Origin of the sequence: Bowmanella dokdonensis (genome assembly GCF_017254865.1) — a bacterium.
In the GTDB taxonomy this organism is placed as follows: Bacteria; Pseudomonadota; Gammaproteobacteria; order Enterobacterales; family Alteromonadaceae; genus Bowmanella; species Bowmanella dokdonensis.
Genome location: NZ_JAFKCV010000008.1, coordinates 162,992 through 186,262, shown reverse-complemented (window position 1 = coordinate 186,262; position 23,271 = coordinate 162,992). Strand labels below are relative to the sequence as shown.

General features: G+C 56.6%; 21 protein-coding genes and 1 tRNA gene. 11 read left to right on the top strand and 11 right to left on the bottom strand.

Going from position 1 to position 23,271, the window contains the following annotated elements; translation table 11 throughout:
• A partial coding sequence (locus J0A66_RS14885) for a transposase (RefSeq protein ID WP_206574634.1) occupies positions 1 to 126 on the top strand: 126 nt, incomplete at its 5' end.
• Between the two features lie 61 nt (positions 127 to 187).
• Here J0A66_RS14885 and J0A66_RS14880 read toward each other — a convergent pair.
• From J0A66_RS14880 to J0A66_RS14870, 3 genes are all read right to left on the bottom strand, one after another.
• A tRNA-Ile gene (locus tag J0A66_RS14880) sits at positions 188 to 264 on the bottom strand.
• A gap of 312 nt (positions 265 to 576) precedes the next feature.
• Positions 577 to 1,983, bottom strand: coding sequence for a DUF945 family protein (locus tag J0A66_RS14875; RefSeq protein WP_206574624.1), 1,407 nt, complete (start codon positions 1,981 to 1,983; stop codon positions 577 to 579).
• 61 nt (positions 1,984 to 2,044) lie between these two features.
• Entirely contained in the window at positions 2,045 to 4,765 is a 2,721-nt protein-coding gene (locus tag J0A66_RS14870; protein WP_206574623.1) for a choice-of-anchor B family protein, read from the bottom strand.
• A gap of 58 nt (positions 4,766 to 4,823) precedes the next feature.
• Between J0A66_RS14870 and J0A66_RS14865 the strand changes: the two genes are divergently transcribed.
• The 3 genes from J0A66_RS14865 to J0A66_RS14855 all read left to right on the top strand — a co-directional run bounded on the left by J0A66_RS14865 (position 4,824) and on the right by J0A66_RS14855 (position 7,284).
• Positions 4,824 to 5,606, top strand: coding sequence for an MbnP family copper-binding protein (locus J0A66_RS14865; RefSeq protein ID WP_206574622.1), 783 nt, complete (start codon positions 4,824 to 4,826; stop codon positions 5,604 to 5,606).
• A gap of 13 nt (positions 5,607 to 5,619) precedes the next feature.
• Positions 5,620 to 6,711 carry a methanobactin export MATE transporter MbnM gene (locus tag J0A66_RS14860; protein WP_206574621.1) on the top strand — a complete coding sequence of 364 codons (1,092 nt, stop codon included), beginning with the start codon at positions 5,620 to 5,622 and terminating at the stop codon, positions 6,709 to 6,711.
• A 243-nt stretch (positions 6,712 to 6,954) separates the two neighbouring features.
• Positions 6,955 to 7,284: a hypothetical protein gene (locus J0A66_RS14855; protein WP_206574620.1), complete on the top strand. Its 330-nt coding sequence runs from the start codon at positions 6,955 to 6,957 to the stop codon at positions 7,282 to 7,284.
• A gap of 299 nt (positions 7,285 to 7,583) precedes the next feature.
• On the opposite strand, the gene J0A66_RS14850 is transcribed toward J0A66_RS14855, so the two are convergent.
• Together J0A66_RS14850 and J0A66_RS14845 are read right to left on the bottom strand one after the other, a co-directional pair.
• Positions 7,584 to 8,015, bottom strand: a complete 432-nt coding sequence (locus J0A66_RS14850) for a group I truncated hemoglobin (protein WP_241264209.1) — start codon at positions 8,013 to 8,015, stop codon at positions 7,584 to 7,586.
• Positions 8,012 to 8,962 (bottom strand): DUF3034 family protein, encoded by a 951-nt coding sequence (locus J0A66_RS14845; protein ID WP_206574619.1) that lies wholly within the window; start codon positions 8,960 to 8,962, stop codon positions 8,012 to 8,014. The genes J0A66_RS14850 and J0A66_RS14845 overlap by 4 nt, the downstream gene beginning before the upstream one ends.
• Positions 8,963 to 9,229: 267 nt before the next feature.
• Here J0A66_RS14845 and J0A66_RS14840 point away from each other — a divergent pair, with 267 nt between their 5' ends.
• From J0A66_RS14840 to J0A66_RS14825, 4 genes are all read left to right on the top strand, one after another.
• Positions 9,230 to 10,225, top strand: coding sequence for a response regulator (locus tag J0A66_RS14840; RefSeq protein ID WP_206574618.1), 996 nt, complete (start codon positions 9,230 to 9,232; stop codon positions 10,223 to 10,225).
• A gap of 18 nt (positions 10,226 to 10,243) precedes the next feature.
• The gene (locus J0A66_RS14835) at positions 10,244 to 10,735 is read left to right on the top strand and encodes a PAS domain-containing protein (RefSeq protein ID WP_206574617.1); all 492 of its coding nucleotides are present in this window, start codon (positions 10,244 to 10,246) and stop codon (positions 10,733 to 10,735) included.
• Positions 10,736 to 10,876: 141 nt separating this feature from the next.
• Positions 10,877 to 11,662, top strand: coding sequence for a YggN family protein (locus J0A66_RS14830; RefSeq protein ID WP_206574616.1), 786 nt, complete (start codon positions 10,877 to 10,879; stop codon positions 11,660 to 11,662).
• Between the two features lie 138 nt (positions 11,663 to 11,800).
• Positions 11,801 to 13,009, top strand: a complete 1,209-nt coding sequence (locus tag J0A66_RS14825; protein ID WP_206574615.1) for a methyl-accepting chemotaxis protein — start codon at positions 11,801 to 11,803, stop codon at positions 13,007 to 13,009.
• Between the two features lie 101 nt (positions 13,010 to 13,110).
• Here the strand turns inward: J0A66_RS14825 and J0A66_RS14820 are convergent, their stop codons facing one another.
• The 4 genes from J0A66_RS14820 to J0A66_RS14805 all read right to left on the bottom strand — a co-directional run bounded on the left by J0A66_RS14820 (position 13,111) and on the right by J0A66_RS14805 (position 18,037).
• A complete protein-coding gene (locus tag J0A66_RS14820; RefSeq protein ID WP_206574614.1) occupies positions 13,111 to 14,232 on the bottom strand; it encodes an AI-2E family transporter in 1,122 nt (373 codons plus the stop codon).
• Positions 14,233 to 14,304: 72 nt separating this feature from the next.
• Complete coding sequence (locus tag J0A66_RS14815) at positions 14,305 to 16,167, bottom strand: DUF885 domain-containing protein (RefSeq protein ID WP_206574613.1); 1,863 nt, start codon at positions 16,165 to 16,167, stop codon at positions 14,305 to 14,307.
• A gap of 117 nt (positions 16,168 to 16,284) precedes the next feature.
• Positions 16,285 to 17,427, bottom strand: coding sequence for a radical SAM family heme chaperone HemW (hemW, locus tag J0A66_RS14810; RefSeq protein WP_206574632.1), 1,143 nt, complete (start codon positions 17,425 to 17,427; stop codon positions 16,285 to 16,287).
• Between the two features lie 7 nt (positions 17,428 to 17,434).
• Positions 17,435 to 18,037 (bottom strand): XTP/dITP diphosphatase, encoded by a 603-nt coding sequence (locus J0A66_RS14805; protein WP_206574612.1) that lies wholly within the window; start codon positions 18,035 to 18,037, stop codon positions 17,435 to 17,437.
• 164 nt (positions 18,038 to 18,201) lie between these two features.
• Here J0A66_RS14805 and J0A66_RS14800 point away from each other — a divergent pair, with 164 nt between their 5' ends.
• The 3 genes from J0A66_RS14800 to J0A66_RS14790 all read left to right on the top strand — a co-directional run bounded on the left by J0A66_RS14800 (position 18,202) and on the right by J0A66_RS14790 (position 21,010).
• The gene (locus J0A66_RS14800; RefSeq protein ID WP_241264227.1) at positions 18,202 to 19,245 is read left to right on the top strand and encodes an energy transducer TonB; all 1,044 of its coding nucleotides are present in this window, start codon (positions 18,202 to 18,204) and stop codon (positions 19,243 to 19,245) included.
• A gap of 21 nt (positions 19,246 to 19,266) precedes the next feature.
• On the top strand, positions 19,267 to 20,169 hold the full coding sequence (locus J0A66_RS14795; RefSeq protein ID WP_206574610.1) for a histone deacetylase family protein: 903 nt from the start codon (positions 19,267 to 19,269) through the stop codon (positions 20,167 to 20,169).
• 142 nt (positions 20,170 to 20,311) lie between these two features.
• Positions 20,312 to 21,010 (top strand): transporter substrate-binding domain-containing protein, encoded by a 699-nt coding sequence (locus tag J0A66_RS14790; RefSeq protein WP_206574609.1) that lies wholly within the window; start codon positions 20,312 to 20,314, stop codon positions 21,008 to 21,010.
• A gap of 41 nt (positions 21,011 to 21,051) precedes the next feature.
• Here J0A66_RS14790 and srmB read toward each other — a convergent pair whose 3' ends face one another.
• The gene (gene srmB / locus J0A66_RS14785; protein WP_206574631.1) at positions 21,052 to 22,269 is read right to left on the bottom strand and encodes an ATP-dependent RNA helicase SrmB; all 1,218 of its coding nucleotides are present in this window, start codon (positions 22,267 to 22,269) and stop codon (positions 21,052 to 21,054) included.
• A 131-nt stretch (positions 22,270 to 22,400) separates the two neighbouring features.
• Complete coding sequence (locus J0A66_RS14780; RefSeq protein WP_206574608.1) at positions 22,401 to 23,123, bottom strand: TSUP family transporter; 723 nt, start codon at positions 23,121 to 23,123, stop codon at positions 22,401 to 22,403.
• Between the last annotated feature and the right edge of the window lie 148 nt (positions 23,124 to 23,271).

Sequence of the window (23,271 nt, the reverse complement as noted above, 5' to 3'; positions counted from 1 at the left end):
GAGGGCTTCCACAACAAAATGGAAATGCTATCGAGAAGAGCGTATGGTTTTAGAAATTTTGAAAACTACCGGATCAGAGTAATGACCCATTGCGGATGGAATGGTGTTATTAATCGTGTACGTTGAGTGCTGATCCCCCGTTTATGGGGTAGAGCCGTGATGACTATCGGCTTAAAGCCTTTAAAAATGGTGGCCCCACCTGGACTTGAACCAGGGACCTACCGATTATGAGTCGGGCGCTCTAACCAACTGAGCTATAGGGCCATTTCTGATTTTATTCTTTGAGTGAGCCTCGTCACACGTCCATGATGATCGTCACTCAGCTCCGCCATCCACGGTCTCGCGTTCCCTCCTTTAAAAGTGATGTTAAATCACTTTTAATCGCCTGCGGCGACCGTCGTTCACCTAAGCTATAGGGCCATTTCTGAGGAGTTTGCCTCACTACCTGACGGTAACAAAGCGCTGCGCAGTATAAGCAGTTTTGCTGGCGCTGTCATCTGTTTGGCCTGTGTGGGTGGTGCAAATGGCGAATAATTGTGCGGCCGGCGATTAGGGTGCCGGCCACAATATCCAGCTTTAGATGGGCAGTGGCATAGGGTTACCGTTCAGCACTGCCTGGCCGTCTGTAAGGTTGAACCTGGCTTTGTAACCGCTTGGGGTTTCCATCAGCAGGCCCTGCTGTACAAAGTTGGCCAGCAGCATTGGGGCCTGTTGTTCGGCGACCTGTTGCATCTGCGCCTCATCCCACTCTTCGGGCGGTACGTTTTGCTGCAACTCGCTGAAGACCTGCTGCCTGGCCAGCCACAGGGCTACGCCTTTATCCAGTTCCAGCTCTGACTCTGCGTTCAGGTGGTTCAGCCAGAAGCGGTTGTCGTTCAGCGGTTGGGGCAGGCTGGTGACGTCCAGCAGTTTGCTGTTCAGATAGCCCTTAAAGCTGCCTTCGGTGACGGTGCCGCTGAGGGAGGCGATATTCAGTTCGGGGTTTTCGCTCAGCAGCATCAGCAGGTTGTTCTGCATAAAGCTGACCAGCTCGGCCTGGTAACGTTCTGGGTCGGTGGACTCCAGTGCCGTTTTGGAAAAGGCCTGATAGGCCTTGATAAAATCCAGGCTGAGGTTGTTGAATTGCAGGGCCAACTGAAGATCCTGTCCGGTAAAGCCCTCGCTTTGCACCGACGCCAGCTTGTATTCCAGTTGCATATTACCGGTGTCGCTGGCTTCATCCAGTTTGCTTTGCAGGTGCATGGCCAGGCCGGTCAGTTCGGTGCGCTGGCCTTCCTGCTGGTTTTCTATCACCAGGCTGTCGGCCACCAGGTTGGCGGTGCTGTCATACAGGCCGCCGCTCAGCGGGGTGGCCATGTCGGCCTCGGCATTCATCTGCAGGCTCAGGCCCGTGGTACTAAGGGTAACGGCTTCGGCCAGCATTGCCAGTTCAGGGGCGGTGGCCTGATAACTGAAGATGCCGTCTGTCCAGTTGCCCTGGCCCTGCATGCCGTCAAACCGGAACTCCACAGCCTCATCCTGGCCGGTAAAGGCTACTATGCTATCGGCATACCGGCTGTGGCCGTTCAGGCTGGTCACCCCGTCAATCTGATAAAAGGGAACGCCGTCCTGCCAGTTCAGCTTGTCGCGCAGGCCTTCGCCCGCCACTTTAACCGTCCAGGCCAACTGACCCAGAACGCCAAGACCGGAGCGCAACACCGGCCCATGCTGGATGGACAGATCCACCACCGAGCTGAGTTCCGGCGGCGCTTCGACTGCCTCTGCCGGCACACTGGCGCTCAGGTCCAGGCTGATGGCCAGTTGCGCCTGGCTGGTAAACCAGCCGGATTGCAGGTTGGTCAGGCTCAGGCTGTAACCGGGCAGGGCGTCGAATTCGGCGATTTTGCTTTCCAGGGTCTGGCTGACCTGCAGGCCGATAAGCTTGGGGGTAACTAACAGGGCGACGGCGGCTACTGCGCCGCCGATTAGCAGTCCTTTCTTCACGGGGTGATTCCTTTACTGATTAAGGGAGTGATAGCCCGCCGAAATTACACCAATGCCTGATTCAAATCCAGCGCCGGCGCCTGGCACAAGCCAGCAGCCCGGTCAGGGCCAGCCATAGCGGCCCCTGGCTGCCGCCGCCTGAGCCGCTGTTATTATTGACGGGATCCGGTGCCTGGGCAGGGGCCACCACGCTCACCACCACCGTGTCCATGCTGTTGGCGCCGAAGCTGTCGGCCACCGTCAGGCTGAAGGTCAGACTGGCCGCGCTGTCCGGGGCGGTAAAGTTGGGGCTGAGGCTGTTGGCATCGGTCAGGGTCACGGTGGGACCGGCGGTTTGCTGCCACTCTATGCTCAGGTCCTCATCCAGATCGTCGCTGGCGCTGGCCATCAGACTGACTTGGGCGCGGGTGTTGACCTGAAAATCAGCCCCGGCGTCCACCTGTGGGGCCTGATTGGATTCGTCATCCAGAACCTGAATACTGGCCGTGTTGGGGCTGCCCAGCCAGCTTGGATCGCCGGAGCTTAATGTCAGTTGCAGGCTCTCGGGCTGTTCGCTTTGTCCATCGTCGATGGGCAGCAGCTCAATAAGCTTGTCTGCACTGTCGCCGTCCGCCCAGGTCAAAGTGCCGCTGGCGGCCTGCATATCTTCACCAATAGTGGCGGTCTGGCCGATCAACTCATAGTCCACCGAGATACTGGTTTCGCTGCCACCCAGTCGTTGCACCGCAATGCTCGCCGAGGTTTGGTTTTCCCGAACCCTGATGATCTCGCTGCCCAGCCTGATACTGCCCACCTGCGGCAGCCCCCGGATATTCACCTTGATCAGATTGGGATGTTGCAGGGTGGTGCCGTTTCTGGGGTCGAACAGGCGCACAAACAGGCTCTCGGTGGGCTCGCTGTCCTGGGTGTCGTCCAGGATGGACAGGCTGATGGTCCGGGGGGCGCTGTCATCCCCCTGCCAGGTGAGGGTGCCCGACACAGGAGTGAAATCTGCACTGCCTGCCGAGCCGGGCAGGGTTTCATAGCCCACTGAGATCTCGCCTGTGCCGCTGCGGGACAGGCTTACTTCAATACTGGCACTCTGGCCTTCTTCCACCTCGATAGCAGCATCGGCAAAGCTCACTTGGCCCAAAGGACTTTCTAAAGTCTCGTCACGAATCACATACAAACCGCTGTTGATATCGCTGACCAGGATCAGGCCGCTGGGCAAAAAGGGATACACCCCCCAGGCGCCGGAGAAGCTGCTGCCGTTGCCGTTGGGGTAAGTGTCGAAATAGCCGGCCTGGGTGGGGTTGGCCGGATCGCTGATATCCAGTACCGTCAGGCCGCGCTCGTAGTTGCTCATGTAATAGCGGTTGCCGCGCACATAACCGTTGTGATCCACCGCCGCGGTGGGGCCGGTCCAGGTGGCCACGGGCGCCGGCGCCTGCAGATCGGTGATATCGAACAACCTTACCGTGGTGTTCAGGCCGTGCTGGCGTTCATCCAGCTCGTCGTGCACCAGGATGTAGTTTTTATCTTCGCTCCACCAGCCGGAATGCACATAGGTGGCGTTGGCATAGGTGGTGCGGCTGAGCTCATCGAGCTGGCTGCCCCGCTGCCACAGGCGAAACTCCCCTTCGTTAAAATCCAGCAGCACCAGGCAGCCGTTCTGCGGGGCATTGGCGCACTGGCTGTCCTTGCGATCATCTTGGATCAGCACCGAAGAAGCGTCGTGGCTGTAGTCACTGGCGTTTTGTACCGGGGTGTTATAAGTGGCGGCCAGGGATTCGGGGTTGGCCAGGCTGAAGCCCTGCAGGGAGCCGAGCTGGGTATTGGCGCCGCTGATATTCACCTCGGGGGTGGCGCCGGGTAGGGCGATGTTCAGGCCGTAATCCACATTACTGATATAGATATTGTGGGCCGAGGCGTGGATAAGCTGCTTCTGCACCAGCTCCACACTGTTGGGCAGGCCGCCCAGATCGATAATCATCATGCCTTCGTTGACGCTGTCGGCGGTCACATAGGCATAGGCACGCCAGATGTTATTGCCGGTATCGAAGAACTGGTAGACCTTGATATCCCGCCAGGTGGTGGACTGGCCGGGCACATAATCCACCTCCACAGGATTGGCAGGATCCGCCAGGCTGACTACCGACACCCCGCGGCGCAGGCCAATCAGCGCGTATTCGGTGCCGGTATTCAGATCCACATGGCCCCAGATGTCGTTGGCGGTGCTCTGATTGCCGGAGAAGGCCGACAGCGGCATATGACTGACCAACGAGAGGTTCTCGCAGGCGTACACGCCGGCATGGCCGTCGATGCAATCCTGTTGCTGTTTGGCCTGGCTCAGGGCGGCAACCGCCGCCAACTGCTGCTTAAGGGCATCGCTTGTCTGATGCTGCTGGTCGCGGATGGGCACAAAGCCGCGCTCGGTGAGTTGCTGGGCAAACTGTGCCGGCACGCCGGCGACAAAGGTCAGGTGCTTGTCTGGATTCTGGTTCTGAAACAAATCGATACGATTAAATCCACCCAACACCGGCACCAGATCGCTGACCAGATAAAACACATCCCGGTAGTCCTGCAGCCGGTAACTGCCGGCCGCTACCAGCACCCTGTCGCCTTTATTGGCCTGGGCCACGGCATAGCCTATGGTGCGGCAGGGACGCAGGCGATTGTCGCAGCGTCCCTGGTCCAGACCCGTTTCGGCGACGAATCTGGCTTTATCGTGTTCAGCATGTGGCCAAGCGGGTTGACTGAACACTGTACAAACCAGCATCATAGTGGGAATTAGCCGTCGCATCTTAAATCCTTAGAACGAGATAATGAAAAGCAGCATCCTGACAACATTAGCAGCATTTATGGGTAGGATAAAACGGCCATGGGTCCTGTGTGGCGTATGGGGTGCTGGCTTACTTGTGTTGTCCGGTTGCGGGTTTCTGGGCGGGGCGCAGAAACTGCAGGTAGAGCTGCGCTACCAGGGACGTCATGTACCCTGCGGCACGTCGCTGAATATGCAGGGCGGCGGCTGGTATATCGAGCATTCCAAATTTTACCTGAGCCAGATACAAAACGAAGACGGCGAGCCTTTGGATCTGGCCGACAACCAGTGGCAGACGGGCGAGACGGCCCTGATCTCCATCGAGCAGAAAGACTGCTGGCGGGACGGGGAAATGGCCGGTAACCATGAAGTCCGCTTCGGCCCCGAGGTGGACCTGTCTGAGGTTAAACGCCTGCGCTTCGTGCTTGGCCTGCCTTTTGAGCTGAATCACCAGAATCCCCTGACTCAACCTTCGCCGCTGAACCTGTCCAGCATGTTCTGGACCTGGCAGAGCGGGCACAAATTTGCCCGGTTCGAGCTGAGATCCGTCGCCGACAGTTGGGCCTTCCACCTGGGCAGCACCGGCTGCGAGGCCGACTCCAAACTGCGTTCGCCGGCGCAGCCCTGCAGCAATCCGAATCTGATTGAATTTGATCTGCCCCGTCCCGCAGGCAGCGGCAATACCCTGGTGTTCCATCTGGACAGGTTGCTTGAGGGCATTACCCTTAACCGGGATAACAGTTGCACCTTTCACGCCGGTGAGATGCAAAGCTGTGAAAAGCTGCTCGCCAACCTGCATAAATCCGTGATTGAGTGGATCTAGAGTACCCGACTCCATGTTTAGATACTGCTGGCAGGGGCTGATTGGCATTGTGATGCTGGCAGGCTGTACGCCGGCGCCCGAGTCCGACTATCGGTGGCCCCTGCCGGAAGGCTTTCCCCAGCCCATTGTACCAGCCGACAACGCCATGACCGCCGCCAAGGTGGAGCTGGGGCGCAGACTTTTTTACGATGCCAATCTGTCCGCCAACCAGAGTCAGTCCTGCGCCAGTTGCCATCAACAGGCCTTTGCCTTTGCCGAACCGCGTAAACAGGCCGTGGGCAGTACAGGCGAGGTTCACCGGCGCAACAGCCTGGCCCTGGTCAATGTGGCCTATAACAGCAACCTGACCTGGGCTCATTCCGGCCTGACGCAGATTGAACAGCAGATCCTTATTCCTTTGTTCGGTGAGAAACCGGTGGAACTTGGCCTTGCAGGATTAGACCAGCAGGTGCTGGCCCGATTCGACACCCCGGTCTACCGGCAACTGTTCGAGCGTGCCTTCGCTCAGGAGCCAAACCTAGACGCCATGGTCAAGGCCCTGGCCAGTTTTGTGCGCAGCCTGGTGTCCTTTGACAGCCCCTTTGACCGCTATGCGTACCAGATGCAGGACGATGCCCTGTCAGACTCGGCCAAACGGGGTCTGGAGCTGTTCTTTTCAGAACGACTGGAATGCCATCATTGCCATGGGGGCTTTAATTTCAGCCAGTCCAGCAAACATGCACAGCAGATGCTGGATATCCGCCCCTTTCACAATACCGGCCTGTACAATGAGGATGGTCGTGGCGCCTATCCGCAAGGTGATCCGGGGCTGGTTGAAATCAGCGGCGAGGATCGGGACAGGGGGCGTTTTCGTGCACCCACCCTGCGCAATGTGGCCGTGACTGCCCCTTACATGCATGACGGCAGCCTGGCCACCCTGGAGGAGGTCATCGACTTCTATGCCGCCGGCGGCCGGGGAGCGGGGATTGCCAGTCCATTGAAAAGCCCGTTTATCAAAGGCTTTACCCTTACCGCGCAACAAAAACAGGATCTGATGGCCTTTTTGCACAGCCTGACCGATGAGGCCTTCCTGCAAAACCCCGAGCATGGTCCGCCACCAGGCTGACTGTCCTTGGTTGTGATGGATACCCGGCAACGGCGTGTGGGTATGACCCTTGGACAGGTTTGGGTATGAGTACCCATAAGGAGCGGGGTATCGGCAAGGATGTTCCCAGCCTGACTGAATCCTGCCGGCAACTGAGCAAACTCCCTGATACATAAGCCTAATTAACGGGTGCGTGGGGCGAAAAACTCTGTTATCTTTTCGTAAAAACAAGAACAGCCATTTACGGGGTATAGCGGGGAAAGTATGACAGAAAAGCCTTATCTGTTGAGTGGTCGAAATACCATTATTCACAAATTGCGCAAGTTTGATCTGCTGATCCTGAACGGGGACGACAACCCGCCTATCATAGTGACCTATAAAGGCATCAAGGAATACCAGGGCAAAGTGCCGGATAATAAGCGCGACGCCAAGCTGATGGACATGGAACTGATCGACGTGACCCTGGGTGACTTTTTCGGCGAGGAGAAGATCCTGCTGTTTATCCAGACCCTTAACGGCAAAGAATACAAGATAGATTACAGTAAGTCGGACACGGATTTGTTTATCCGCATTCACCAGGACAGCATTATCTGACCGCTTTACTAACCCATATACAAAGGGCCTGAGCGGGCCCTTTGTCGTTTCTGGGCGGCCATAGGGGGAGTTATTCACCGGCTCAAGTCACCAGACAGGCAATTTATCCTTTCCCTGTTGCCGTTTGTCACAGTTTCACTGTCTGGTCATACAGAATGGGTAGACTGTTTAACGTTGGCCTAGTGAACCAACCGATACATGAATTCAATACATGTATTGTTTCCCTGATTCGGGGCCGTTTTGGCCCCTTTTTCTTTTTTGCTGAGGTCCTGTCTGCTTTACCTCACGACCTGCCGGGATTATTCCTGTCCGGCCTGGTAAACAATATCCCGTTTCAGGGGTGCCAGGGCGGCCAGAACACGGTTCTCCTGCTGATAGCTCAGGCCAATCAGGCGCATGGCCTGCTGTACATGCTCCACCACGGCGTAGAACTCGGCCGTGGTGACGTTTCGCTCCTGGTGGGACTCCTGCATGCTTTTCCCCGTATAGGTGCAGGGACCGCCGATCAGTGCACAGGTCTGCTCGGTCAGCATTTTTCGCAGGTGGTTGCGCGGTACACCTTCAAAATGAGGGCCCAGGCGGGGATCGTTATAAATGCGGTTGACGGCCAGGCCAAACACCTTGTCCAGGGTCTGCGTGCCGCCAATCTCTTCATACAGGCTTGGTTGCGGGCTGTTCTGACAGGCCATAAGGCCGCCGGCCAGCAGGCACAGGATCATTAGTCTTTTCATAGGTTCACCGTTGCTGATAAGTAAAGGCCGCTGGCTTTTTCATCGAAGGGCAGTCTGCCCAGGTCCACATAGGCGGCGGTCAGCGACCAGTCCTTGCTGGGAAAATAGGCGATAAATAAATCCGTCACCGTTTTTTCCTCAGCCAGCCCCCCAAGCCGGTTAGTCTGGGTGCGCCACTCAACGCCAATGGCCGTGGAAGGTGAGGGTAAAAGGGCCAGGGAGCCTTCCCATTCCAGCTTATAGCCGTCGTCCGTGGCTGACTCGAAGCCCAGCAGGCCAAAGGTGTTGGCTTTGGTCATGCGGGCGGTGAGGTTCATCAGCAGGTTGTTGCCCATGGCCGCACCAAGCCATAGCTTGGAGGCGGACAGGTAAAGATCGGTGCCCGAATCTTCTCCGGCTCCCAGCAGCATGGGCACGCCGGTCCCCGGCAGGGGGATCGTACCGTCTGACAGGGGCAGAGAGGTGGCGAAATCACGGTTTTTCTTGTACTGCACGCCGGCCGAGACCTGCGGTATCCAGGTGTCCTGATCGAAGATGGCATCGCCGAACAGTTTGACCTTAAGACCGACAATATCCTGTTCGATATCCGTGCCCGGCGCCGTATCCACGGCCCCGGCCGTGAGCAGGTTAAAGACGTTGCCGACGATGCCGGAGCCGATTTTCAGGTTCTGCCGCTGCACAGACAGCTCGACCCTGTCATAGATACCCACGGCCGCGCCGAAGGTGCGCAACTGGTATTCACCCAGATCCAGTTGCTGCAGGGCAGCGGTGCCGGCAATTTCTTCACGGCTGCCGTAGCCGGCGATCATGGCCCAGGGCGTAATGCCGCCGCCGGCTGTGCCCTCGAAGCTGGTGATGCCGCCGGTGGCAACCAGTGAACTGCCGGTGGCAGTCACTTTGGCGGACAGGACCAGGAAGGTCAGGGTCATTAGGCTTTTTTTCTGCATTATGGCTACCAGTCTGTGATCCAACTGCCAGTATGTTCATGTTAATCCTGAATATCCAGAGGTCGCCCGATGTCCAGGTGCCGTACCCTGTACATGCTGGATTATTCACCAGTCGGCTGTGTGGATGGAATTAACCATTGGTAAATCAGTGGATTGTTGCTAACAATAATATTACGCACGAATCCCGGTATCTGGATCAAATGATCCTCGGCCAGGGATCCCATGCCATGACTTGTTGAGCAGTTTTCGCATACAGCGGCCTTAATTATGTTTTCAGTACTGATCTGTGACGATTCACAAGTAGCGCGCAAGCAGGTGGCCAAGTGCCTGCCCAGCGACTGGGAGGTTGCCGTGCATTTTGCCAAGCACGGCGAAGAAGCGGTTGCGGCGCTCAGGGAAGGTAAGGGGCAAATGCTACTGCTGGACTTGAATATGCCGGTGATGGACGGCTATCAGGTGCTGGAAGCCATTCAGAAAGAGAAGCTCGACACCGCGGTGATTGTGATCTCAGGCGATATCCAGCCCGAAGCCCACGAGCGCGTGAGGAAACTGGGCGCACTGGATTTTATCGAGAAGCCCATCAAGCCGGAGAGACTGCATAAGCTGCTGATCCAAAACGGCATCTTTCAGGAAAAGGCCGCAGTGGAGAAGCCACAGCTGGATCGGCTGGAACCAGCCATTCGCGACTGCTACCAGGAAATTACCAATATCGCCATGGGCCAGGCCGGCGATCACCTGGCGAGGATCCTCAACGTCTTTGTCAAACTGCCCATTCCCAATGTGAATCTTATCGAAGCCTCGGAACTCACAATGATGTTGCAGGACATCGAGGACAAGGAGACGGTGTCCGGTATCTGCCAGGGATTTGTTGGCCCGGGCATCTGCGGCGAGGCGTTGTTTATTCTCAGCGATTCAAGCTTTAATGATGTGGCCAAAATCATGGATATCCGCGACGAAGTGGATGACAGGGTACAACTGGAACTGCTGATGGATGCGGCCAATATCCTTATCGGCACCTGCCTGAACGGACTGGCCACGCAACTGGATATGCATTTCAGCCAGGGCCACCCGGTGGTACTGGGCCAGCACCGTAATATCGCCGAATTGATCAACACCAACAAGACCCGCTGGCGCCGCACCCTGGCCATCGAGCTGAGTTACGGCCTGGAAGGTTACAAAGTGCAGTGCGATCTGATCCTGCTGGTGACTGAAGAGTCAATGAAGATCATGAACGACAAACTCTCCCACCTGCTGGAGGATTGAGTGTGAACAGAGGTCCTTATGCAAGATAACCATGCCCTGGGTGAAATGGCCGAATTCCACTGGCTGATGGAAATGCTGCAGACGGTGGATGTGGGCCTGGTAGTGCTGGACCGGACGTTTCGTATCAAGCTTTGGAACGGCTTTATGGAAAGTCACTCGGGCATGCTGCCCAGCCAGGTACGTGGCAAGTGCCTGTTCGATTTGTTTCCTGAGGTGGATCGTAAATGGTTCAGCAGCAAGGCCAGACCGGTATTCGAGCTGAGGAACCGGGCTTTTATGATCTGGGAACAGCGTCCCTATCTGCTTAAATTCCCCAACTACCGGCCCATCACCGGCACCGAAGATGTGATGTACCAGAACATTACCCTGTCGCCTTTGACCAGTACCACCGGCAAGGTGGAGGATATCTGCATGATGATCTACGACGTTACCGACGTGGCGGCCGGCAAGAAGCTGCTGGAGTCCGCCCAGGTCACCCTGAGTGAGCTTAATGAGCGGGCCGGCGGCTGATCCCGTCTGGCCCTCCGGCCTTTCACCACATAACGCCAGTCAACCCGTTTTTTATCCTGCTTGTCCGGCGACTCTTTGTGTTCCTGCCAGCCGGGTGCACAATATCGATAAGAATTCGCCCAAAGGGCCCGAGTAACCGAGATGTTGAGAATACTGTTGCTGTTGTTGCTGACTGCCGGACTGCCGGTCCAGGCCGCGTTTAAGTGCGAGGCGGATCTGCAGTACGGCCTGGTGGTCAATAAGCGGCATATCCGTGTTATCCAGGATACCCGCACCCTATACCAGATCAACCAGGCCAATCAGTTGATCGTTGGCGGGCATTGGATAGAACTGAACGAATCGCAACTGGAGCCCCTCAGGGAACTGGCCGAGGGACTCCACTATGCGGTGCCAAAGATCATTCTGCTGGCCACCGAAGGGGTGGATCTGGCCATCGGTGCGGTGGACCACGTGTATGTGGGACTGGTGGGCAGCGACCATGAAAGCTATGAGCGTCTGCAAAAGGCCCTTTGGCGGGTCAACCAGAAAGTGAAGACCAAATTTATCCGCGCCAGCGATAATTATTACATCGGGCCGCGCAGCCTGGAAAATGTCGATGAGTTTATGGATCCGGAGCTGGAAGAGGAGATCGAACAAGCGCTGAGCACCTCGGTGGGCGGTATTCTGTCAGCCATTGGCGGCCTGGCCTCCGAGGGCGACACCAGTATGGAAAAACGTATGGAGGAACTGTCGGCCAGGCTGGAAAATGTCGGTGCGGAAATCGAACGGCGCATCGGGCCCAAGGCCAACAGCCTGCGTAAGAAAGCCGAGTGGTTCTGTGATGAAATAAAACGCCTGGATCGGGTCGAAGAGTTGCTCCGGGACACTGTTCCCGAACTGAAGCCCTACGATCTGATCGTCACCGGCACTCCCCCTGCCAGTAAATAATCCGATGGGTATGAAGGCCCCTCTGTTCAGGCAGGCACCGGGCCCAATGACCAAAAAGATGATTTACATCATTTCCCCGCCGGTCGGAATTGTGTAACTTTTATGGCTTGCCGATTATCTGCCTAATCAGGAGCTGAGATGTTTCAGGAACTGTACAACTTCGTCGAAAAGACCTTCTTTCATACCCTCAGCCGCAAGATTATCGGCAACCTGACCTTTCTCTACCTGTTTCAGGTCCTGGCCCTGTGGCTGGCCTTTTCCGAGGCGAGCTGGGCCAAATCAACGGCCCTGCATCTGGTGCTGGGCATACTCAGCGTGCTGGTGTTCCTGTTTACCATTTTCTATATGCACCATCTGATTGTGCGGCCGGTCAAGGCGATGGTGGCGACCCTGGACGAAATCAATAATAAGCAGGGCGACCTGTCGGGGCGCCTGCCGGCTTTTACCTTTGACGAGTTCCGCCAGGTATCAGAGGGATACAATACTTTCGTGGCCAATCTGTCATCCCTGCTCAGGGATATCAGCGCCCATGCCCTGGAAGCCAGCAACAAAAACCAGACGGTACTTGGCAAGATCAACAATAGCGCCAGCAACGCCAGACGCCAGGATAAGATCAGCGACGAGATTTTTTCCTCCAGTCAACAGGTCAATGACGAGATCCAGGCTATCGTCAGCAAGACCGATGAAGTGGCCGAAGCCACCACAGAGAACCTCAGCGCCGCCCGGAGTTCAAGGGAGCGGCTGGTGCACCTGGCCAGCGATATCGGGGATATCGACAGCCTGCTCAAGGAGTTTGACGCCACAGTGGGCGGTATGAAGGACAATGCCGACAATATTCGCAATATCCTCAAGATGGTCCAGGAGTTTTCCGACCAGACCAACCTGCTGGCCCTGAATGCCGCCATTGAGGCGGCCCGGGCGGGGGAAGCGGGCCGCGGCTTCGCCGTGGTGGCCGATGAGGTTCGAACCCTGTCGGTCAAGGTGAATGATGCCACCGGCCAGATCAATGCCTTTATCAATCAGATGGAAGGGTTGGTGAAAAACACCCAGTCCGAATCGGCCCAGTTGATTAAAGTGGCGGATCGGGCCCAGACGGATATCGGCACCACCAGTGATCAGTTCCAGCAGATGGTGGCGCAATTGGAACAGAACAATCACCTGCTGGCCGATATTGGCGATTCGGTGCATGCCCTTAAGCGAACTTACGACGAAGCCCACGCCTCGGTTGCCAGCATTTCTGACCTGGGGGCGCAAATCCGGGTCGATATGCAGCAGGTGGAAAAGGATATCCAGGAACTGAAAGTCGAAACCGAGACTACCCAGAAACAGTTACAGCGGTTTTTGTAAGTGGGGCAGTGACAAGCAACCAGTGACAAAGTCACAAGTGAGGCATCACGGGCAATGAACGTGTTACCCGTGATGCTTCACTGCCTGGACAGTAATTCTCGTCACTCGTCCCTCGCTTTACTGTCCTCCCCCTGCCATTCCTCCAGCTCCTTTTCTGCATCCAGATGGTGAGGGTCGAAGCTGGGATTGAATTCGCGGATAAAGATCTCCCAGAAGCTCAGGAACAGGGCGGCCACCAGGGGACCCATGACAAAGCCGCTCATACCGAACATGGCAAATCCCCCCAGGGTCGACAGCAGTACCAGATAGTCTGGCAGTGCGGTATCCCGGCCCACCAGTACAGGGCGCAACAGGTTGTCCACCAGGCCGATCACCCCTGCGCCGAAGGCGATCAGGATGATGCCGTCGGTCCAGCTACCCGAAGCCAGCAGATACAGGGCCACCGGAGCCCAGATTATGGCCGCGCCCACCACAGGCACCAGGGACAAGAGGGTCATGACCACCCCCCACAACAGGGGACTGGGTAAGCCCAGGAACCAGAATATCAGGCCCCCAAGGAACCCTTGGACCGCGGCCACTACCAGGTTGCCTTTAATGGTGGCGCGGGTGACTTCGGAGAATTTCCTGAACAGCAGATGCTCTCTTTCATCACCCAGGGGCAGGGCCCGGATCAGTATGGCAATGATTTGCGGGCCGTCTCGCAACAGGAAGTAACTCAGGTAGAGAAAGACGCCCACCTGCAGGAAGAAGGCCATGGTGCCCTGACCCAACTGTACCGCGTTTTCGGCCAGGAACCGGCTGCCGGCGATGGCGCCTTCTGCCAGCCTGGACTTAAGGTTGTCCAGATCAATGCCGAAGCGGCCGAGAAACTCCTGCACAATGGGGAAAGAGGATTTTATCTGTTCGATATAGCTTCCCGGATCCAGTTCGCCGCTGTCCAGCTTCTGGTAGAGCCTGGCCCCTTCCTGGAAAAAGGAGCCTACTATAAGCAGGGTCGGCACTATCACCATCACACAGCAGATCAGCAACGTGGTCATGGCCGCCAGATTGGGTTTCGAGCCAAAAGCGCTGTTGAGTTTGGAGTACAGCGGATGAAACATAATGCCGATCACACTGGACCAGAAGATCACGCCGAAAAAGGATTGGAGCAGGTAACCGAACAATAGGGTTACCATTACCAGTGACAGGATAAAAAAGCGATATTCGAGTTTTTCTTGCTGCATACAGGTCCCTGTTTAGCCATGCGGTCGGTCTGTTTCAGACCCTGTTGGCATTAGGCTAACACAGTCCCCATATCAGTCGGCAGGACTTTCCTCAGCATGGGACTGAATGAAGTCTTCCACTCTTGGGGCCAGCATGGACATGGGCATCGAGCCCTGACCGATCAGCACCTGATGAAAGGCTTTGAGGTCGAAGGTGTCCCCCAGCGCCGCCTGTGCCATCTGCCGCAGGCGCAAAAATTCCAGCAGGCCGGTCATATAGGCGGTGGCCTGACCCGGATAGACGCTGTAACGGGCAATGGTGCCCCTGTCGCCTACATTCTCCAGGGAAAACTGTTCCGCCTGCTGATAGGTCCAACCCATAGCATGGATGCCAGTGTCCAGCACCAGTCTGGCTGCGCGCATGGCTTCAAACTGCAAACGGCCGATATCGCCGTAGATGTCATTTTCATACCAGCCTACATCCTTGGCCAGCCGCTCGGCGTAAAGACCCCAGCCTTCCACGAAGGAAGTGAAGTTGGTGCGGCGCCTGAAATCGGGCAGATCCAGCTCCTGGGCCAGGGCAATCTGCAGATGATGACCCGGTACCGCCTCATGATAGGCCAGTGTCGGCATAGTGTAGTAGGGCAGGTTACCGGTGGTCTGGGCATAAAAAGCGCCAGGACGGGTACCGTCATCCGAACCACTGACGTAGTAGCCGCCAGTGGGGCCCCCTATCACGATCACTTCTTGTTGGGGCAACGCATTGAAGTAGCGGGGCAACTCGGCGTAGGCCGCATCGATTATGCCTTCGAACATTCCCACCGCCTGGTTGCCGGCGACAGTACCGCCATCACTGGCCACCCTTTGCAGCAGTTGTTGCAGCGATTCGTTCTGTGGATAGCCCAGCTCGTCAAACAGCGTTCGTAGTTCATCATGGATGCGCGCCAACTCCTGTAACCCCAACTGGTGGATCTGTGCGGCGCTCATCTGGCTGTCGGTATAGTGACTTAGGGTAAAGGCATAGAATTCATCACCGCCCTCATACTGGCCGAAACCTACATTGGCTGGGGCCTGACTGAGCAACTGGCTCATCAAAGACGCCAGGGAGGCATAGGCTGGCTGAATTATCTGTTGCCAGGTGGCCTTGAGACGATCACGCAAGCTCTGCTTGTCGCTGCCGGGGATATTACTTATTGCGCCAAGCTTAGCGTTAAATACTGAATAGTAGGGCGTGGCCTCCGCAGCCTGATCTGCCCGTGTCTGCACCTGGTCCAGGGAGAAACTCAGGGTGGTGCGGGGCTCAATAATACCGGCTTCGCGGCGGCTTTCCAGCAAGCTTTCAACCTGCCGCAGGCGGCGGCCAATCTGTCCGGCCAATTGCACATATTGCTCTGCCTGGGCAAGGTCTGTGACCGGCAACAGGTCAGTGAACAGGAATTCTGTTTGTCCGGGCCAGCCGAAGTTGCCGTAGGTGGCGGGATAGGAATACAGATAATAATCGGCCCAATCCAGTTGTTGTTGCAGGTAATGTTGGTATACCTGCTTGGACAATCGTTGCTCATCGCTGAGCTCAGCTAGCGGGTATTCCTGTAACAGTTCCAGCATCAGCGCTTGAATCGCCCTGTCCTGCAAGAGCTTGTCGTCGGAGATATTGGTCAGGCTCAGGCTCAGCAACTGGTCAGCTTTACCTTCGCTGAGGGCAACTTCCGGATTCCTGGCTTCAAGCAGGGCATAGGACTGAGCAAAAAAGTTGTCCAGACTCAGGCCCTGAAGCTGCCCCCGGATCTGCAAAACCAGCTCTTCAGTAACGGGCAACTGGTAATCCGCCACATCCTCTATCTGTGGCAACTGGGGGCCCGGCGTGGGCGTGGTGGGGGGATTAGCAGTGTCATTGCCACCTGAGCCGCCACAGGCGACCAATGACAGACAGACTAACAGGCTGAACAGGGCTTTCATAAGATGGGCTCGACGTTTTTCTTCAGTATCGCAGCCCCAGGCCACCAGGCAAGGGCTCCGCTAACCTTTGCTATCCTGTAAGGGGTGAGCGGGGGGTGTGCCATGATGAGCGGGGCGTTACACCAGCATTTCCAGCAGACTGTTCAGATAGCGTCTGCCCTGTTCGGTGACCTGCCAATGCTCAGCCGTTTCATCCAGCAGCCCCAGTTGCACGGCTTTGTCCATTTTGTCTTTGACCCCAAAGGCTTCGACGGGCAGTCCGGTCAGGACGGGGTAGTCTTCCCTGGGGCAGGGCTCCACCAGACGCAGCCTGTTCATCAGAAACTCAAAAGGGCGGTCCTGTTCTTCTACTTCGTGCTGCTCATGCAGATAGGCTCTGGACAGATCCATATAGCCTTTGGGGTGCTTGATCTTGACGGTGCGTAAAATCTGATTGTCGCTGGCCCGGGTAATCTTGCCATGGGCGCCGCAGCCTATGCCAAGGTAGTCGCCGAATCGCCAGTAATTGAGGTTGTGCCTGCATTGATGGCCGTCGCGGCTGTAGGCGGAGATTTCATACTGAAGGTACCCGGCCTCAGCCAGCAACGTGTGCCCCTGCTGCTGGATCTCCCATAGCATATCATCCTCAGGCAACACCGGCGGCTTAGACGCAAACAGGGTATTGGGCTCAATGGTCAGTTGGTACCAGGACAGATGTGGCGGCTGCTGGGCTATAGCCTGGCGCAGATCCGACAGGGCATCCTGCAGACTCTGGTCCGGCAGGCCATGCATCAGGTCCAGGTTAAAGCTGTTCAGATTAGCCTTTTGGGCATAGCCGGCGGCCTGTTGGGCCTGACGGCTGTCATGGATGCGCCCCAGCGCCTTAAGCTTGTCGGCCTGAAAACTCTGAACGCCGATGGAAATGCGGTTGACGCCGGCCTGGCGAAAGGCGTTGAACTTTTCGCTTTCCACTGTGCCGGGATTGGCCTCCAGGGTGATTTCCGCCGTGGCGGACAGATTCACCCGCTGGGCCACGCCACTGAGAATACGTTCTATGCCTGCCGCCGAAAACAGACTGGGGGTGCCGCCGCCAAAGAAGATGCTGTCCACAGATCTGTCGCCTACCAATTGTGCGTCGAGGGCCAGATCATCCAGCAGGTGGCTGATATATTCCGCCTCCGGCAAGGCGCTTTTCTGCCCATGGGAATTAAAGTCACAATAGGGGCATTTCTGTACACACCAGGGAATATGGATATACAGGGAAAGGGGCGGGGTTTGCATTATGGGATCAGCCAAGGGCAGCCTGCAGCTTAGGCAGTAATTGGGCCAGGGCCTGGGCGCGATGACTGAGACGGTTTTTGACCCCGGCTGACAGCTCGGCGCTGGTGCAGTCTTGATCAGGCACCCAGAACACAGGATCATAACCAAAGCCGCCGTTACCTGCCGCCTGGGTTGCGATCCTGCCCCGCCACTCACCCTGGCAGATTAAGGGTGTCGGATCGTCCTTGTGGCGCATCCATACCAGCACGCAGATAAAGCGGGCGGTGCGCTTGCTCTCTTCTACTCCCTCCAGGGCGGCCAGCAGCTTGTCGACATTGGCCTGATCGCTGGCGTTAACGCCGGCATAACGGGCGGAATAGATCCCGGGGGCGCCACCGAGCGCATCCACCGCCAGTCCGGAGTCGTCGGCGATAGCCGGGAAGCCGGTAATACGGGCGGCATGGCGGGCTTTGATAATGGCATTTTCGACAAATGTGGTGCCGGTTTCCTCGGCGTCGCTGACGCCAAACTCGCTCTGCACGCGAATATCCACATTCAGTGGTTCAAGCATCCTGGCCAGTTCTCTCACCTTGCCCGGATTGCCCGTTGCCATGACCCACTTTTGCTGCATCTGTTGTCCCGCATCACGCCAAAAAAGGCCGCCATTGTACGCTTTTTTGCCGAAACTGCCCACTCACCGGCCAGCCGGTTCTTGCCAGAGGTTAACCCCCTGATTACTATGGGCTTGCCCGATAATAATAAGAGTCAGACAAAATGGAAGTTTGCGTGAAGAAGATGATTGGTCTGTTCGGTGCCTTGCCGCTGATGGTGCTGGCAGCCGGAGACATTGAAGACTCCCTGCTGCTGGAGACGGTGGTCAACGCCAAGCCCCTGGAGCGGATTCACCCTAAGTATCCCGTGCTGGCCGCCAAGAGCGGAAAGGAAGGCTGGGTCAGATTGAGTTACGTGATCCGCGCCGACGGCTCAGTGGATAACCTGATCGTAGAGGACTCCTCAGGCGAACGGGATTTTGAGCGTGAGGCCATGCGTGCAATACGACAATGGACTTACGAGCCGGCAGTACAGGACGGCAAGCCCATTGAGCAATGCCAGAATAAGGTGCAGATGGATTTTGCCCTGCAAAAAGGCCCGGAAGGCGTGACCAGGCGATTCCTCAGTCGCGCCCGCAAGATTCAGGATGCCCTTGAAAATGGCCAGTTGGATGCGGCCAGAGTACAACTGGATCTGATCAAGGACTCACCCAAGTGGAATCTGTATGAAGATGCCTGGTACTGGATGCTGGACGCCCGGTACCAGGAACACAAAGGCAATGAAAAGGCGGAACTGGTCAGTATCGGCCGGGCGCTGATGAGCGAGCGGCTTCCCGAGCCCAATAGGCTTTACCTGGCTCAGCGACGCTTCCAATTGGAAGTGGCATCCAACCGGCTGGCCGATGCACTGGAGACCTTCGAACGAATCGAGCAATTGGACCAGGATGGTGAGGTCACCGCGGTCCTTCGTCCCTACGCCAAGCAGCTTCGGCAAATATTGGACGGCGAAGAACTGGTGGTAGTGGATGGCAATATAGGCCAGCGTCTCACCTGGCAGCACAAACTGAGTCGCTCCCAGTTTTCGCTGGTGGATAACGAAGGCGATCTGGAGTCGGTGGAGGTACGTTGCCAGAACCAGTATTCCACCTACAAGGCGGTGACGGATGTGATCTGGAAGATACCGCCGGCCTGGGGGCAGTGTTCCGTCTACCTGCGCGGTGAGGAAAATGCCAGCTTCAAGCTGCTGGAACTGCCACAGAACCATGACGCCCACTTGGGACAAATCTGACCTGAACAGGGACACCGGCCGATGATTCCGCTGGTGTTCCACCCCATCTACAGCCAGTTGCAACTACCGCACCGGCATCGTTTTCCCATCGAGAAATACCAGGCCCTGCGCGACAGACTCAGCGCCATGGAGGTAGCGGATCACTGGTTTCATAGCCCCGAAGCCCTGACCCTGTCGCAGCTTAACGGCTGCTTTGATGTGGATTATCTGCATGGACTGTTTGGCGGTCATCTGGATGCCAAAGCCATGCGGCGCATCGGCTTTCCCTGGTCCGAACAATTGATTCGCCGCACTTTGACCGCCGCAGGGGGCACGGTGCTGACCGCCCGTCTGGCACTTGAACATGGTAAGGCGCTGAATCTGACCGGCGGCTATCATCATGCCTTTGCCGATTTCGGCTCGGGCTTTTGCATGCTTAACGATTTGTATCTGGCCGCCCTGGAAATGCTCAAAAACCCGGGCATAGACAAGGTGCTGGTGTTCGATTGTGATGTGCACCAGGGGGATGGCACCGCCAAGCTGGCCGAACATCGGCCGGATATCATCACGGTCTCGTTGCATGGAGAAAAGAATTTTCCCCACCGCAAACAGGTTTCGGATATGGACTTTGGCCTGGCCAAAGGCACAGGGGATGCGGAATATCTGGGGGTGCTGGACACCGCTTTGACCCTGGCGCTGAATCTGTACCGGCCGGACGCCGTTATTTACGACGCCGGGGTGGACGTGCATGCCGATGACGATTTGGGCCATCTGCAACTCAGTACGCAAGGCGTCTATCGGCGTGACACACTGGTGTTTGAGCGCTGCCAGGCACTCGGATTGCCCGTCGCCGCCGTTATCGGCGGTGGCTACCAGCGGGATATTGCCGCACTGGTGGAGGTACACCTGCAATTATTTCGCGCCGCAGGAGTCATTTCGCTATAAGCTGAGAGATACCACTAATCCGTTCACTGATGTTAGATTTATGGCCAGCAAAAATGGCAGTGAGATCCTCAGCGTTTTTATGATTAAGTGGGCATGCTTATCGTTAGTTTTGGTCTGCCAGCTTTGCATTGGTGCGCCGGTTTTGGCCACTGCTGAAGGCCAACTCCCTGAGGTGACCATTTATCTGGACAGAGAAACCGAGCAACTCATCCAAAGGCCGGAAGGGATTCTGACCCGGGCAGCAGTAGAGAAGCTGAAGTGCTTCATGGATCTGTCAGGGCTGGACTATCAACTGATTTACGTTCCCTGGCCCAGGGCCTTGGCCAGGATCAGCAAAGAAAAGCATAGTCTTATATATCAGATATTAAGGACGCCAGAGCGGGAAGATCGTTTTTACTGGATCATGCAGGTATTTGATAACGGTAACTTGGAGTTGTTCACCCGCACTGACTCTGTCTATGCAAGGCAGTCGCTGGAAGAAATTCTCAGCGGCGAAGGTCGCTCTGCTTGCGTCAGACAAAGTGCCCAATGTGATCTGCTGATTAAACTGGGCTTTTCGAAAAAGAGAATCGAAGTGGTTACCCACTCGTCAATCAGCTCTCTGGAACAGCTATTGATGTTGGGCAGAATAGACTTTATCCCCGCTTATCCCTATTCTCTGCGGGTCAAGCTGGCTCAGATGGGACATGATGTCTCACGCGCTACATCAATAGCCAGCCTGGATGATTCAGCCGATTATTTGGCGGCCCCTAAACATTTTCATCAGGGGCTGCTTAAGCGGCTGTTAATTACTTCCCAGGACGGACTGCCGACTCTGATGTTGCCACAAAGGGCAGATTAGGATCTTCTCCGAATCAAGCAAAGGCTGTTCAGGGTCTCCGCCTATTTCTTCTTAACCGTCTTCTTTTTAGCCGAGCTTTTCTTGTCCTTGGACTTTTTCTTTTTCGCCGGCAGGGACGGGGCCTTATGCTTGGGCTTGAGCTCGTCAATCACCCTGCGCTTCAGCGGCTCTTTGGTGTAGCGCTCCACTTTGGGCACCATGGCGATGTCGTGGGCCTCGACCAGGGAAATGGCGGTGCCCTTCTTGCCCGCCCGACCGGTGCGGCCGATACGGTGCAGATAGACATCGGCGGTGCGCGGCATATCGTAGTTGATCACATGGCTGACATCCGGCACGTCGATGCCGCGGGCTGCCACATCGGTGGCGATGAGAATCTTCACCTCCCCCGACTTGAAACGGGCAATGGCCAGGTTACGTTTGTCCTGGGGCATGTCGCCCTGCAGGTAGCAACAGGCCAGGGCTTCGCTGTCGAGCTGGGCTTTCAGTTGCATCAGCCGCTCACGGGTCTTAACGAACACTATGGCCGTGTCGGCCTGATGGCGCAGGATATGGCAGAGCAAGGCAAATTTGTGCGCAGCATCGTCGGCCAGATGCATCCATTGCAGGATCTTGCCCTGTTCACTGCGAGTGGCGCTGGCGCTGACCTCCACCGGATCCTTGAGAATGTCCCGGGCAAACCGGGCGATACCGGCCCCTTCCAGGGTGGCGGAAAACAACAAGGTCTGTTTGCGCCAGCGTGCTTCGGCGGCAATCTGGTTGACGATGGACGAGAAGCCCATGTCCAGCATGCGATCCGCCTCGTCCAGGATCAGGATCTCGATTTCCCGGCAGTCGAAGGATTCATTCTCGATATGTTCAAACAGTCTTCCGGGGGTGGCCACCAGTATATCCAGGTTCTGCTCCAGGGTATCTTTGTCGGTGCCGTAGTTGATGCCACCGGTAATGACCCCGCAGTTCAGCTTGGTAAAACGGGTCAGGGCAATGGCCTGCTCATAGACCTGGATGGCAAGCTCACGGGTGGGGGTTAACACCAGCACCCGGCAGGCGCCCGGGTCCCGACGGGGATTATCCAGCAGAAACTGACTGGCGGGCAGCAGGAAAGCAGCGGTTTTACCTGTGCCTGTGGGGGCTGAGGCCAGGATATCCCTGGCATCCATGGCGGGGGGGATAACCTGTTGCTGAATGCCGGTGGGCTTTTTATAACCCAGTTCCTTACAGGCGCTGACCAGCGCGTCATCCAGATCCAACTCATCAAACATCATATTCCCGCCCCTTGGCTTAAACTGGCCGCGATTATAAGGGAAGTTGGCCGCTACTGCGCAATTAATAATGGATAAACCACTATTCAGTGGCACCCAACCATTACTCCGCCTGCAAGTGACAAATGGTCTTAGTTAAGCAGCATGGTCAGGGCCGAGAGAATCAACAGCGCACAGACACCTTGTTTGAACTGGCGTTCGTCCACCCGGTCATGGAGCCAGTGGCCCATGCGAATAGCCAGATACAGCAGCGGTGCATAGGCAAGGATGGTGAGGGCGACCGGCTGCACCTTGCCCTGAAAGAGCATGACCAGGGTGTAAATACTGTTCAGGCAAAACCAGACGTAAATCAGCAGGGCCCGAAACTGGGCTTTTTGCAGTGCCCGGCTGCTGATGGCATACACCAGCAAGGGGCCCCCTGAGCCATACAGCCCCTGGACAATGCCGGCCAGAAAGATCCAGATCCTTTGCCACCAGATCGGGCGGGAGGGAACGGGCAGTTGCCGGTACAGCTTGTACCATTCGCGAGTGGCAAACCACAATACCAGCAGTGCAAAGCCGGTTTTGAGCAGGGTGCCGGAGAGTTTGTCGAGCAGATAAATACCCAGCCCCAGGCCCAGAATCATCATCGGCAGCACCCCTTTAAGGAGCAACTCCTTGTCCAGTTGTTTGCGCAGCTGCCAGGCCATGGAGCCGGTGGCCAGGATATTGAGTGGGATCAGAATAGGCAGCAACGCGGGGATGGCAAAGACCAGCCCTCCCAGCGACACGGCAATCACCATACTGCCAAAGCCGGTCATGGCCTGGACGGTAAATCCCAGCCAAATGGCAAAACCCAGCCAGATATATTCCACAAACGTTCCAATGACGAACCATACAAAGCGCACAGCCTGCCATAGTTACCCGGCAGGAACTATGGGTATTCGATAGATGCCCCGGGCGCCGAGGTAGAAGAATGGCCCCTCAAGCCTTGTCGGCAAATTTACCTAAGCCACAGAAAAA